General features: G+C 71.2%; 12 protein-coding genes. 7 read left to right on the forward strand and 5 right to left on the reverse strand.

Annotation, left to right across the window (positions count from 1 at the left end; all coding sequences use genetic code 11):
* The first annotated feature begins 2 nt into the window (after positions 1-2).
* Positions 3-1283, forward strand: coding sequence for a DUF445 domain-containing protein (locus tag BLA60_RS19590; RefSeq protein WP_075134371.1), 1281 nt, complete (start codon positions 3-5; stop codon positions 1281-1283).
* Position 1284: 1 nt separating this feature from the next.
* Positions 1285-1989 carry an Abi-alpha family protein gene (locus tag BLA60_RS19595; protein WP_084735107.1) on the forward strand — a complete coding sequence of 235 codons (705 nt, stop codon included), beginning with the start codon at positions 1285-1287 and terminating at the stop codon, positions 1987-1989.
* Between the two features lie 293 nt (positions 1990-2282).
* Here BLA60_RS19595 and groL read toward each other — a convergent pair whose 3' ends face one another.
* From groL to BLA60_RS19610, 3 genes are all read right to left on the reverse strand, one after another.
* Entirely contained in the window at positions 2283-3908 is a 1626-nt protein-coding gene (gene groL / locus BLA60_RS19600) for a chaperonin GroEL (RefSeq protein WP_075134372.1), read from the reverse strand.
* 171 nt (positions 3909-4079) lie between these two features.
* Entirely contained in the window at positions 4080-5327 is a 1248-nt protein-coding gene (locus BLA60_RS19605; RefSeq protein WP_075134373.1) for a serine/threonine-protein kinase, read from the reverse strand.
* Positions 5328-5429: 102 nt separating this feature from the next.
* Positions 5430-6074 (reverse strand): AIM24 family protein, encoded by a 645-nt coding sequence (locus BLA60_RS19610; protein ID WP_075134374.1) that lies wholly within the window; start codon positions 6072-6074, stop codon positions 5430-5432.
* A gap of 81 nt (positions 6075-6155) precedes the next feature.
* Between BLA60_RS19610 and moeA the strand changes: the two genes are divergently transcribed.
* From moeA to BLA60_RS19630, 4 genes are all read left to right on the forward strand, one after another.
* Positions 6156-7367, forward strand: coding sequence for a molybdopterin molybdotransferase MoeA (moeA, locus tag BLA60_RS19615; RefSeq protein WP_075134375.1), 1212 nt, complete (start codon positions 6156-6158; stop codon positions 7365-7367).
* A gap of 238 nt (positions 7368-7605) precedes the next feature.
* Positions 7606-8319, forward strand: coding sequence for a phosphatidylserine decarboxylase (locus tag BLA60_RS19620; RefSeq protein WP_075134376.1), 714 nt, complete (start codon positions 7606-7608; stop codon positions 8317-8319).
* Between the two features lie 57 nt (positions 8320-8376).
* Positions 8377-9315, forward strand: coding sequence for a CDP-diacylglycerol--serine O-phosphatidyltransferase (gene pssA, locus BLA60_RS19625; RefSeq protein WP_425427075.1), 939 nt, complete (start codon positions 8377-8379; stop codon positions 9313-9315).
* An 11-nt stretch (positions 9316-9326) separates the two neighbouring features.
* A complete protein-coding gene (locus BLA60_RS19630) occupies positions 9327-11549 on the forward strand; it encodes an AAA family ATPase (RefSeq protein ID WP_075134378.1) in 2223 nt (740 codons plus the stop codon).
* Positions 11550-11588: 39 nt separating this feature from the next.
* Here BLA60_RS19630 and BLA60_RS19635 read toward each other — a convergent pair whose 3' ends face one another.
* Entirely contained in the window at positions 11589-12218 is a 630-nt protein-coding gene (locus BLA60_RS19635; RefSeq protein WP_075134379.1) for a LytR C-terminal domain-containing protein, read from the reverse strand.
* Complete coding sequence (locus BLA60_RS19640) at positions 12218-12517, reverse strand: DUF3263 domain-containing protein (protein WP_075134380.1); 300 nt, start codon at positions 12515-12517, stop codon at positions 12218-12220. Before BLA60_RS19640 ends, BLA60_RS19635 begins: the two co-directional genes overlap by 1 nt.
* A 139-nt stretch (positions 12518-12656) precedes the next feature.
* Here BLA60_RS19640 and BLA60_RS19645 point away from each other — a divergent pair, with 139 nt between their 5' ends.
* Positions 12657-13229: a peptide deformylase gene (locus BLA60_RS19645; RefSeq protein WP_075134381.1), complete on the forward strand. Its 573-nt coding sequence runs from the start codon at positions 12657-12659 to the stop codon at positions 13227-13229.
* Positions 13230-13273: the final 44 nt, after the last annotated feature.

Genomic DNA, 13273 nt, shown 5'->3' on the forward strand with positions numbered 1-13273 from the left:
CGATGCTCGATGATCCGCGCCTGCTGTCCCACCTGATCTCGATCCCGCTGTTCACCGGGGTGATCGGCTACATCACCAACTGGACCGGCGTACTGATGATGTTCGCGCCGATGCGCTTCCACGGGGTGCGCTTACCCGGCCTGCGGTTGCTGTACCCGTACTTACCCAGGCGGGTGCAGGTGATCCCGGCGATCACACCCGAGGGCCGGTTCGGCTGGCAGGGCATCATCCCGTCGCGGGTGGCGAAGATGGCCAGCATCTCGGTGGACAAGGCGCTGCTGAAGGTCGGCAGCATCGGGGACTTCTACCGTGAGTTCGAGCCGGACCGGATCGCCGAGCACCTGGCGACCACCGCGCGCGGGGAGATCCGCGAGGTGATCGAGCGGGTCATGGAACGCGAGCACCCGCGACTGTGGCAGGACCTGCCGCCGGTGGTGCGGGCGGCGGTGTTCGCGAGGATCGAGCAACGGCTGCCGGTGATCATCCGTGGCCTGACCGACGAGCTGGGTGAGTACATCGAGCAGCTGATCGACGCGAAGCTGCTGGTGATCCGGTACTTCGAGGCGCATCCGGAGCTGCTCAACGACATGCTGCGCGAGGTGGGCCGCAAGGAACTGCGGTTCATGCAGAACTTCGGCTTCTACTTCGGCTTCCCGATGGGCATCGGTCTGGTGTTCCTGGTGGAGGCGTTCCCGCACTGGTGGGTGCTGCCGCTGGGTGGGGCGGTGATCGGCTGGGTGGTCAACTGGATCGGCCTCAAGCTGATCTTCGAGCCGGTGTTCCCCAGGAAGGTGGGCCCGTTCACCCTGCACGGGTTGTTCCTGCGGCGTCAGCCCGAGGTGAGCGACGTCCTGGCCGAGATCATCGCCAACGACGTCATCACGATGGAGAACGTCGGCGACGAGTTGCTGCACGGCCCCCGCTCGGACCGGACGCGCCAACTGTTGGAAACGTCCCTGCGCCCCGCCATCGACAGTGCTGTCGGGTTCGCCCGCTCGGCCGTCCGGGTCGGTCTGGGGAGCAGACGCTACGACCGCATCCGCGACGCGGTGGCCGCCGAGGCGGTCACGTTCGCGTCCGCGTTGGGCGACAAGGAGTTCGGCCGCCAACAGTCCCGCCGAATCAGGTCGTTCGTGGCGGGCCAGATGCGCCAACTCCCCTACGACGAGTTCAACGAGCTACTGCGCTCAGCGATCAAACAGGACGAGTGGTTGTTGTTCGTCCACGGCGGCGTACTGGGAATCGGCGCCGGCCTGGTACACCTGGCGATCTTCGGAGTGTGACATGACGGGCAATGACGCGTTACGAGGCGCGGCCGGATTGTTCCGCATCGCCGCCGACACCGGTTTCAGCGCCGCCAGATGGGCACTGACCACGACAGTCCACACAGGATCCAAGGTCGTCCGGGGCGTCGCCGCCGGCGAGTCCCCGACCCGAATCGCAGCCGAACTGTCCGCCGATCTCCGCACTGCGGCAAGGGAAACCCTGGGCCTGCCCACCTCACCCCCGGCCAAGGAGGACCTCCGCTCCCGTGGCGCGGAACTGCTACGCCAGTCAGCGGACGTACATTTCGTTGAAGGAACACACCCGGCCTACGAAAGAATCCTGGACGAACTCACCCCCGACGAAGCCAGAATTCTGCGGTTGCTGGTCACCGAAGGCCCCCAACCCGTGGTCGACGTACGAACGAACCGACCACTCGGAATAGGCTCGGAACTGATCGAGGCCGGCCTGTCGATGATCGGCCGACAGGCCGGCGTGCGCCGAATGGAACGAACCAACGCCTACCTGAACAACCTCTTCCGCCTGGGCCTGCTGTGGTTCTCCCCCGAAGAGGTCGCGCCCGACAGATACCAGGTCGTGGAAGTCCAACCCGAGGTACAGGCGGCGATGAGCCGAGCGGGCAGAGCCCCCCGAACAGTGAGAAGGAGCATCCACCTCACAGCCTTCGGCGAGGACTTCTGCTCAGCCTGCCTACCCCTGCCCTGACACAGGACCCGGCGCGGCACTCTGTCAGGGCCTGACGAGCAGGGCCGCGATCGGACGATGACGGCCGCCACCCGAACGCTGACAGCGACCTCTCCCTGTTTTGCCTGGTCAGGGCCGTGGGGATCCCCCCGTTTTCCAGCCTACCGCGCACCACCGACACTTCCCGGCCACGACCAGCGCGCCTGTGGATGGCTGGAACGGCTGGGGATGGTTGTTGGACGACCCATAACACCCACACCAAAAAAACCCGGCCCCTCCACAAGGGAGGGGCCGGGCAGAAAAAGCGGGATGGATCAGAAGTCCATGCCACCGGTCGGGTCGCCACCGCCGGGCGCGGCCGGAGTCTTCTCCGGCTTGTCGGCGACAACGGCCTCCGTCGTCAGGAACAGCGCCGCGATCGACGCCGCGTTCTGCAGAGCGGAGCGGGTGACCTTCGTCGGGTCCGGCACGCCGGCGGCGAGCAGGTCCTCGTAGACACCGGTCGCGGCGTTGAGGCCGTGACCCTGCGGCAGGCCCTTGACCTTCTCCACCACGACGCCACCCTCGTGGCCGGCGTTGACGGCGATCTGCTTGAGCGGGGCCTCGACCGCGACCTTCACGATGTTGGCACCGGTCGCCTCGTCGCCCTCGAGGTTCAGGCTCGCGAACGCCAGCTCGGCGGCCTGGAGCAGCGCGACGCCGCCACCGGCGACGATGCCCTCCTCGACGGCGGCCTTGGCGTTGCGCACCGCGTCCTCGATGCGGTGCTTGCGCTCCTTGAGCTCGACCTCGGTGGCGGCACCGGCCTTGATGACCGCGACACCGCCGGCCAGCTTGGCCAGGCGCTCCTGCAGCTTCTCGCGGTCGTAGTCCGAGTCGCTCTTGTCGATCTCGGCCCGGATCTGGTTGACCCGGCCCTGGATCTGCTCGGCGTCACCGGCGCCCTCGACGATGGTGGTCTCGTCCTTGGTCACGACGACCTTGCGAGCCCGGCCCAGCAGCGAGATGTCGGCGTTCTCCAGCTTGAGGCCCACGTCCTCGCTGATGACCTGGCCACCGGTGAGGATCGCGATGTCCTGCAGGATCGCCTTGCGGCGGTCGCCGAAGCCGGGAGCCTTGACGGCGACCGACTTGAACGTGCCACGGATCTTGTTGACCACCAGGGTCGCGAGGGCCTCGCCCTCGACGTCCTCGGCGATGATCAGCAGCGGCTTGGAGGCCTGCATGACCTTCTCGAGAACCGGCAGCATGTCCTTGACGGCGGAGATCTTGGAGCCGAACAGGAGGATGTAGGGGTCCTCCAGGACGGCCTCCTGGCGCTCCGGGTCGGTCACGAAGTAACCGGCCAGGTAGCCCTTGTCGAAGCGCATGCCCTCGGTGAGCTCCAGCTCCATGCCGAGCGCGTTGCTCTCCTCGACGGTGACCACGCCCTCCTTGCCGACCTTGTCCAGCGCCTCGGCGATGAGCTCGCCGATCGTGGTGTCAGCGGCGGAGATGGACGCGGTGGCCGCGATCTGCTCCTTGGTCTCGACCTCCTTGGAGGCCTTGTGCAGCTGCTCGGTCACCGCCTCGACGGCCTGCTCGATGCCGCGCTTGAGCGACAGCGGGTCGGCGCCGGCGGCGACGTTGCGCAGGCCCTCGCGCACCAGCGCCTGGGCCAGGACGGTCGCGGTGGTGGTGCCGTCACCCGCGACGTCGTCGGTCTTCTTGGCGACCTCCTTGACGAGCTCGGCCCCGATCTTCTCCCAGGGGTCCTCGAGCTCGATCTCCTTGGCGATGGAGACACCATCGTTGGTGATGGTGGGCGCGCCCCACTTCTTCTCGAGCACGACGTTGCGGCCACGGGGGCCGAGCGTCACCTTGACGGCGTCAGCGAGGGTGTTCAGCCCGCGCTCGAGACCGCGGCGCGCGTCCTCGTCGAACGCGATCAACTTGGCCATTGCGGTGTAAGTCCTCCGTGTTGGACGTTCACGATGCGTGGCCAGGCTCGGTGCCCGCGACGGACGACCGGTAACACCGGCCTCACCGTCCCGACCTACATTGGCACTCGGAACTGACGAGTGCCAGAACCGTGTTTAGCACTCGGGGCACGAGAGTGCAAGAATCGCAGGTCAGCCGCCACCCGAACCGGGGTCGTCACCGACCTTGATCGACGGCACCGTACGCTCGGTCGTCGTTTCCCCGCCGCCACCACCGCCGCCGCCCCCACCGCCGTTGCTGTTGGAGAACAGCACGATCGCCAGCACGATCAGCCCGATCGCGACCAGTCCGACGATCACCGGCACCAGCCAGCGCGACGAGCCGCCGGAGTCCGACGAGGTGAACGCGGTGCTCGGTCCGGCGGGCACCGGCGGGCGCAGCCGCACGGGGTCGGCCGAGGACGAGTGTGTGCCGGCGGGCACCGGCCGCGCCGGGTAGCCGCCGGGCGGGGTCTGCTGTTGGGGTGGCCTCGGCGGGTAGCTGGGCCGGTTCGGGCCGGGCACCATCGGGCCGACCGGGACCGCCGGTGGGCGGCGGGCCTGCTGACCGGCGCCGGCCAGCGCCTGGCGTGCGGCGGCCATCAGTTCACGACAGTTCGTGTACCGCGACTTGGGGCTCTTGGCCATCCCGCGCCGGATGACCTCGTCGATCGCCGGCGGTAACGCCACGTGCTCGGTGAGGGCCGGCACGTCCCGGTTGAGGTGGCCCTGGATGACCTCGGGCACCGGCCCCTGGAACGGTGGGCGCCCGGACAGGCAGGCGAACAGCACGCAGGCCAGCGAGTAGGCGTCGGTGCGCGCGTCGACCGGTTCGCCGCGCAGGTGTTCTGGCGCGGCGTAGGTCGGGGAGCCGAGGAAGTCGCCGCCGCGGGTGCGGTGGCCGGTCGCGCCCCGGCGGGTCAGCCCGAAGTCGGCGACGTAGATGTGTTCCGCGGTCGACTCGCGGCTGGTGACCAGCACGTTCGCCGGCTTGACGTCCAGGTGGACCAGGCCGCGTTCGTGCAGGTTGTCCAGGGCCTCGGCGACCTGGCCGAGCAGCGCCAGCGCGCGTTCGGGCGCCAGCGGGCCGTCCTTGATCAGCGACGCCAGGTCCGAGCCGTCGACCAGCCGCATGGCGATGTAGAGCAGGCCGTCGACCTCGCCGAAGTCGTAGAGCGGCACCACGTTGGCGTGGTCGATGGCCGAGGTGTTGCGGGCCTCGTCGACGAACCGCTCACGGAACTCCGGGTCCTCGGTGAGGTGTTCGGCGATGACCTTGAGCGCGACCTTGCGCCCGAGCCGGATGTCGGTGGCGCGGTACATCACGGACATGCCGCCCTTGCCGAGCACACCGTCGATCCGGTAGTGCCCCAGGCGACGCCCGGTGAGGTCCTCCGCCACTACTCATCCATTCGTCCGTTTGTCACGCGAAGCCTAACGTTCGCCGTGTCGGCCGCGCGTGCGGTTGGAGACAACGCGTGCGAACGCGATTCGCGCTGGTCCTCAGCGCGCGCCGCCGCCGGAGGTCAGCCAGGCCGCCATGGTGATCGGGTTGCGGGTCTGGATGAGCAACTGACCCGGGCCGGCGAAGTCGAGCAGCAGTCCCTCGCCGGTGCGCAGCGACTGCGGCAGTGACGGGCTGACCGCGCGCAGCCGAGCCTGGGTGGTCTCGCCGTAGGCGAGCAGGTAGGTCGGCTCGACGGTGATCAGCTCGCCGGCCTCCAGGGTCACCACGTCCAGTGCCCCGCACGCGGCGAGCACCAGCGCGCCGTCGCCGGCGACGTGTTCGAGGAAGCCGGTGTCCGAGCCGAACAGCCCACGGAAGCCGGGCCACTGCGGCTCGACCCGCACGGTCGCGGCGGCGGCCAGCCAGCTGCCGCGCTGGACGCACCAGCCGCTCAGGCCGTCCAGTTGCAGGGTGTAGAGGTCGCCGGGCAGTGCCGGCGCGACGTCGACCCAGCCGCCTTCTGGCGGGGCGGTGAACACCGCGCGGCGCACCTTGCCGCGCGACCCGCCCCTGGCCGGGGTGATCAGCACGTTGTAGCTGGTGGCGAGCATGGCGGCGTAGTCGGCCTGGACGGCCTCGCCCGGCGCGAGCAGCAGTCGGGCGACCCCGGACGCGGGGGTGTGCCGGGTGCGAACCTGCACAGCACACCTCCGTGATCGTCTCCCCGTCGCCCCGAAGTGTGGCACGGGACGGCTGTCGTACGCGGTGGGTGAGGGGGCAGGATGCGAAAGGTGTCACACACCCCGCTCTCCGTGGACGACTACCGCGCGCGGATCACCGCGCTGGTCGCGCGCACGCCGGTCGTCGCGACGCCGCTGGCCGACTGTGTCGGGCTGGTGCTCGCCGAGGACCTGGTCTCGCCGGTGCCGCTGCCGCCGTTCGACAACTCGGCCATGGACGGCTACGCGGTGCGGGCGGCCGACGTCGCCGCCGCCGGCGAGGACGGGGCGGTGGCCCTGCCGGTCGCGGCCGACATCCCGGCCGGGCGCACCGACGTCGTGCCGCTGGAGGCGGGTACCGCGCACCGGATCATGACCGGGGCGCCGATCCCGCCGGGGGCGGACGCGGTGGTGAAGGTGGAGGACACCGACGGCGGCCAGGAGCGGGTGGTGGTGCGTGCGTCGGTCGCGCCGGGCACGCACGTGCGCCGGCTTGGGGAGGACGTGGCCGCCGGCGCGACCGTGCTCGGGGCGGGGACGGTGCTCGGTCCGCCGCAGCTGGGGCTGGCCTCGGCGGTCGGCCGGGCCGACCTGCCGGTGCACCGGCGGGTGCGGGTGCTCGTCCTGGCCACCGGGACCGAGCTGGTGGAGCCGGGGAAACCGTTGCTGCACGGGCAGATCTACGAGTCCAACAGTGCGCTGCTGGCCGCCGCGGTGCGCGAGATCGGCGGTGAGCCGACGGTGCTGCGGTTCGTGCCGGACGACGTGGCGGTCTTCCGCGAGACGGTCGCCGCGCACGCCGCCGGGGCCGATCTGCTGGTGACCTCCGGCGGGGTCAGTGCGGGCGCGTACGAGGTGGTCAAGGACGCGTTGGCGGGGCAGGGCGTGGAGTTCCTGCGGGTGGCGATGCAGCCGGGCGGGCCGCAGGGGTGCGGGCGGTTCGACGGGTTGCCGGTGGTGACGTTGCCGGGCAACCCGGTGTCCACGGCGTTGTCGTTCGAGCTGTTCCTGCGTCCGGCGCTGCTGGCGGCGATGGGCCACCGGCGGGTGGAGCGGCCGAGGGCGACCGCGCGCACGACCGTCGAGCTGCGGTCGCCGGCCGGCAAGCGGCAGTACCGGCGGGGCCGGCACAGCGGCGGGTCGGTCACCCCGGTCGGCGGTCCTGGCTCGCACCTGCTGGCCTCGTTCGCCGCGTCGGACTGCCTGATCGCGGTGCCGGAGGACGTGACGGTCGTGCCGGCCGGTGAGCAGGTCGAGCTGGTGGTCCTCCGCTGAGCGACACGTTCCGTAATCGATTACGCACGGATCGCGGTTGCTTACCGGATGTGCGCGGTCATACACTGCCCGTGCGTTACCCGTAGGTCGACCGGCCGGTTGCGTGCATGTCGTCGGGGGATGCACGGCCGGCCGGGGCCCGGCGAGGTCATCACCGTCACCGTCCGCACTGGGCGTAGCGTTGTGGCGTATCCGAACCGCCCATACCGCGCACCGTGTCGAGGGATGTCACCAGCTGATGACCGAACCCACCGAGCACCCCGAATCCGGCACGCTCGCCCATCTCGTCGCGCTGACCAGGAGCGTCGTGCCGCCGATGCACCCCGCCGGCCGCCCGTTCGTGGCCGGCGCGGCCAGCGTGTCGCTGGCGCTGCGCAAGGTCTCCCGCCGGCTCGGCCTGCTCGGCTTCGTGCTGACCGGGGCGATCGCCTGGTTCTTCCGTGAGCCCAAGCGGGTCACGCCGACGCGTCCCGGCCTGGCCGTCGCGGCGGCCGACGGCACCGTGTCCCACGTGGTGCTGGCCAGCCCGCCGCCGGAGTTGGGGCTCGGCGAGCGGGAGATGCTGCGGGTCAGCGTGTTCCTGTCCGTGTTCGACGTCCACGTGCAGCGGCTGCCGGTCTCCGGTGTGGTCGAGCGGGTGGAGTACCGGCCGGGCAAGTTCCTGTCGGCCGACCTGGACAAGGCCAGCGAGGACAACGAGCGCAACTCCGTCCTGATGTCCACTGTGGACGGTCAGGATGTCGTGGTCGTGCAGATCGCCGGGCTGATCGCGCGGCGGATCGTCTGCCAGATCGACGGCGGCGAGAAGGTCCGCGCCGGCCAGACCTACGGCCTGATCCGCTTCGGCTCGCGGGTCGACCTCTACCTGCCGCCCGAGTCCCGGGTGCTCGTCGAACCCGGCCAGCGGACCATCGGCGGCGAGACCGTCATCGCCGAACTACCGGAGAGCTGAGTGGTCGCTCGCTCCCCCGGCGTTCGGCTGCTGCCCAACGCCATCACGGTGCTCGCCATGTGCGCGGGCCTGTCGGCCGTCCAGTTCACCCTCTCCGGCAACCTGGCGGCGGCCATCGCCGCGATCGCCGTCGCCGCCGTGCTCGACAGCCTCGACGGCCGCATCGCCCGCCTGCTCGACGCCACCAGCAAGATGGGCGCCGAACTGGACTCGCTGGCCGACGCGATCTCCTTCGGCGTCGCACCCGCCCTCGTGCTCTACATCTGGAAGTTCGACGGCAACCGGGTCGGCTGGGTCGTCGCGCTGGTGTTCGCGGTGTGCATCATCCTGCGGCTCGCGCGGTTCAACACGCTGCTCGACGACACCGAGCAACCGCCCTACGCCAAGGAGTTCTTCGTCGGCGTGCCGGCACCGGCCGGCGGGCTGCTGGCGCTGCTGCCGCTGATCCTGACCATCCAGGTCGGCCACGACGGCTGGTGGTCGGCCGAACCGGTCGTCGGGGTGTGGACCGTGGCCATCGGCGCGTTGCTGATCAGCCGGATCCCCACGCTGTCGGTCAAGACGTTCAAGGTGCCGGCGCGGATGGTCGCACCGCTGCTGGTGCTGGTCGGGCTGCTGGCGGCGGCGGTGATCACTTACCCGATGATCGCGCTGGCCGCGTTCCTGGTGATCTACCTGCTGCACGTGCCCTACGCGGTGCGCCGCAACCACTGGCTGGCCAACCACCCCGAGGCCTGGGACGTGCCGCCGCGCGAACGCCGGGCCATCCGGCGCGCCCACGGCCGCCGCCTCGGCCTGCGCCCACCGATCCGCAAGGTCGCCGGCGCCGCCAGGCGCGCGGTGTGGCCCCGGCGCGGCGGCGACGACCAGCGCGGCGGCTCGCGGCCGATGCCGGCCGACCCGACCAGGCTGCGTCGCGCGGTCGCCAGGGGACGCGGCTGGCGGCGTACCGGCCTGCGCCGCAACCAGCCCCGACAGCCCGGGAGCGACCAGTAGTCTCTGGCCTCATGCCACAGATCACCCTCACGGCCAGGCTGACGCCCTCGGCGCTCGACACCCGGCGGGGCGTGGTCCGCCTGCACCCGGAGGTGCTCGACGCGCTGGGCCTCGAACAGTGGGACGGCGTGCGGCTGACCGGTTCGCGGGTCAGCGCCGCCCTGGCGGCGACCGGCGACGGCCCGCCCGGCGTGGTGCTGCTGGACGACGTGACGATGTCCAACCTCGGCGTCACCGAGGGCGCGGAGGTCGTCGTCGCCCCGGCGGAGGTCCTGCCGGCCAGGTCGGTGGTGGTCGCCGGCTCGCGGCTGGCGTCGGTGTCGCTGCCGCCGGAGACCGTGCGCCTGGCGCTGATCGGCAAGATCCTCACCGTCGGTGACGCGGTGTCGCTGCTGCCGCAGGACCTGGCGCCCGCGCCCGGCTCGGACCTGTCGGCCGTGCGCGGCAAACTGTCCCGGGCGATCGGCACGACCTGGACCAACGAGCTGCTGACGGTGACCTCGTCCGACCCGCAGGGCCCGGTCGCCGTCCACCCGTCCACGGTCGTCGGCTGGCGCGACGGGGCCCGCACCGGCGAGCAGGTCGCCCAGCTCGCCAGCGGCGGCGAGGTCGTCACCGAACCGGCCCCCGCCGCCGTGACCACGGCCCCTGAGCCGGTGGCGGCGCCACCCCCGCCGCCGGTGACCGACCTGGTCGGCGCCCGCGAGGTGGCCGACCGCCTCGCGGAGTGGTTCGAGCTGGCGTTCCGCCGCCCGGAACTGCTCACCCGCCTCGGCGCGGCCGCGCAGCTCGGCGCGCTGCTCACGGGTCCGGAGGGCGTCGGCAAGTCGACGGTCGTCCGCTCGGTGGCCGCCGCCGCCGGCGCTGAGGTCATCGAGCTGGCCGCGCCGACCCTGGCCGCCCTGGAACCCAACGCCGGCACGACCCGGCTGAGCGCGGCCATCGGCTCGGCCAGCGCCGACCAGCCGACGGTCCTGCTGATCACCGACCTGGACGCGCTGCTCCCCGCCAGCAACCCGCCGCCGGTCGCCACGGTCGTCGTGGACACCCTGCGCTCGGCGATCCGCACCCCCGGCCTGGTGATCGTGGCGACCTCCGCGCACCCCGAGGCGGTCGACCCGCGCGTGCGGGGTGTCGAGCTGCTGGACCGGTCGCTGAGCATCCCGTTGCCCGACGCCAGGACCCGCACCGAGCTGCTGCGGGTGCTGCTGCGGGACGTGCCCGTGGAGTCCACGGTGGACTTCGGCGAGGTGGCCGAGCGGACACCGGGGTTCGTGGCCGCCGACCTGGTGGCGCTGCGCCGGGAGGCGGCGGTGCGGGCCGCGCTGCGGGACAAGGACGCCCAGACGCCGACGATCACGTCGGCGGACCTGGTGGGCGCGTTGGAGACCGTGCGCCCGACGTCGATGTCCACCTCGGACACCCTGCGCACCGGCGGCCTGACGTTGGACGGCGTCGGCGACATGGCGGAGGTCAAGCAGGCACTCACCGAGGCCGTGCTGTGGCCGCTGCGGTATCCCGACTCGTTCGCGCGGCTGGGTGTCGCCCCGCCCCGGGGGATGCTGCTCTACGGGCCGCCGGGGTGCGGGAAGACGTTCCTGGTCAGGGCGCTGGCGGGGACGGGGAAGCTGAACGTGTTGTCCGTCAAGGGCGCTGAGCTGATGGACAAGTGGGTGGGCGAGTCGGAGCGCGCGGTGCGTGAGCTGTTCCGCCGGGCCGCCGAGGCCGCGCCCGCCCTGGTCTTCCTGGACGAGGTGGACGCGTTGGCGCCCCGGCGCGGTCAGTCCGCCGACTCGGGGGTGGCCGACCGGGTGGTGGCGGCGCTGCTGACCGAGTTGGACGGGGTGGAGCCCCGGCGGGACGTGGTCGTCCTGGGCGCGACGAACCGGCCGGAGTTGATCGATCCGGCATTGTTGCGGCCCGGGCGCCTGGAGCGGTTGGTCTATGTTCCGCCGCCGGATGTCGACGCCCGGGTGGCCATTCTGCGGACGGCCGGAAAGAACACGCCGTTCGCCGACGACGTGGATCTCCCGGCCCTGGCGGCGGAGTTGGACGGGTATTCGGCGGCGGACTGCGCGGCGTTGGTTCGGGAGGCGGCGTTGACCGCCATGCGGGAGTCGCTGGAGGCCGAGGTGGTGAGCGCCGGGCATCTGGCGACCGCGCGGGACGCGGTTCGGGCCTCGCTGGATCCGGGCCAGTTGGCCGATCTGCAGGCCTACGCCGACTCCCGGTGAGTGTTTCGGGGTTGGCCGTCGACCACGGTCAGCCCCGAACTACTGGTCGTTCTTCTCCGTCGGCGGACGCTCGCCGCCGGGCCCCTGGTAGTCCCCGGTCACGATCACGACCAGCCCGGGTCCGAAATCCGAAATTCCCTCGAACCGGGGCTCGACCCGCATTCCGAACTCGTCGGCCAACAATTCGGCGGCGCTCTGCTCAGGCGTTCCGGCCCGGTAGTAGACGGTGGTCGTGGGAATGACCCCGCCGGAATAGTTTCCCACCTGGGCGACGGTCCAGCCGGATTCCCGAAGCTCGTCGGCCGCCCGGCCCGCCAGGCCGCCGACGGTGCTGTTGTTGAACACCCGGACCTGCTGGGTCTTCCCCGGCTCCCCGTTCCCGTCCCCGCCGGGCGGAACAGACCCGGTGGTCCCCGGCGGAGCACTGGGCGACGACGACGTCGCCGGAGCGGACGACCCGGTCGTCGTCCCGGACGTCTCGGTCGTCTCGGGTGCCTGTGTGGACGACGCGGTCGTGGACGGCGTGCCGGTCGCGTCGTCGGCCTGCCCGTTGCCGTCGCCGCCGAAGACCGACACCAGGCCGATCACCAGGGACACGGCGGCCACGCCGAGCAGGGCGAGCCCGGCGACCCGCAACGGCCGGGCGGGCGAGGGATCCGGTGCGGTCATCAGGAAGCCCGCCTCGCGGCCCGGGCACGTTCCCGCGTGCCGCGCAGTCGTCGCAGACGGTTGACCAGGTGGGGCTCGAGCTGCATTGCCTCGTGCTTGTCGAGTAGGCGGTTGATCAACTGGTAGTAGCGCGTGGGCGTCAGGTCGAAGCGTTCGCGGATCGCCTGTTCCTTGGCGCCCGCGCTCTTCCACCACTGGCGCTCGAAGTCGAGCAGATCGCGTTCGCGGGGTGTCAGGTCCTCCTCCGGCACGCGCACCGGCGGCACGGAGGTGGGCTCCGGCAACTGTGCGGCGTCCATCCGGCTCCTCGCCACGAGGTCTTCCACTGGACGAATCACACGCCTGTGATTCGCCGGCGTCATTACATCACGCTACCCACCCCGCCGGCCTGCCGTGTGCGCGAAACGCTGACACCGGACATTTGACTAGGGTCAGGCCATGGCAGTCCGCCCGATCCGCATCGCCGGTGACCCCGTGTTGCACCACCCGGTCCGCCGGGTCGAGAACTTCGACGACGACCTTCGCGCGCTGGTCGAGGACATGTTCGAGACCATGGCCGCCGCGCACGGGGTGGGTCTGGCCGCGAACCAGATCGGTGTGGATCTGCGGTTGTTCGTCTACGACTGCCCCGACGACGACGGGGTCCAGCACCGGGGTCTGGTCGTCAATCCCGTGCTGGAAACCTCGGGGCTGCCCGAAACCATGCCCGACCCGGACGACGACTTCGAGGGGTGCCTCTCGGTGCCGGGAGAGGCCTTTCCCACCGGGCGCGCCGACTGGGCCAAGGTCACCGGGCAGGACGTCGACGGCTCGCCGGTCGAGGTCGAGGGCACCGGCTACTTCGCCCGCTGCCTGCAACACGAGACCGATCACCTCGACGGGCTGCTCTACCTCAACCGGCTGGTCGGGCGGCACGCCAGGGAGGCCAAGCGGGTGCTCAAACGTCACGGTTGGGGCAAGCCGGGGCTGTCCTGGGACCCCGCTGCCGAAACGGAACCGGAACTTCACTGACGGCGAACACGGAACAACCGCCTCCCCCCGCACACTTGTAGAAG

Source organism: Actinophytocola xinjiangensis (assembly GCF_001921215.1).
GTDB classification, from domain to species: domain Bacteria; phylum Actinomycetota; class Actinomycetes; order Mycobacteriales; family Pseudonocardiaceae; genus Actinophytocola; species Actinophytocola xinjiangensis.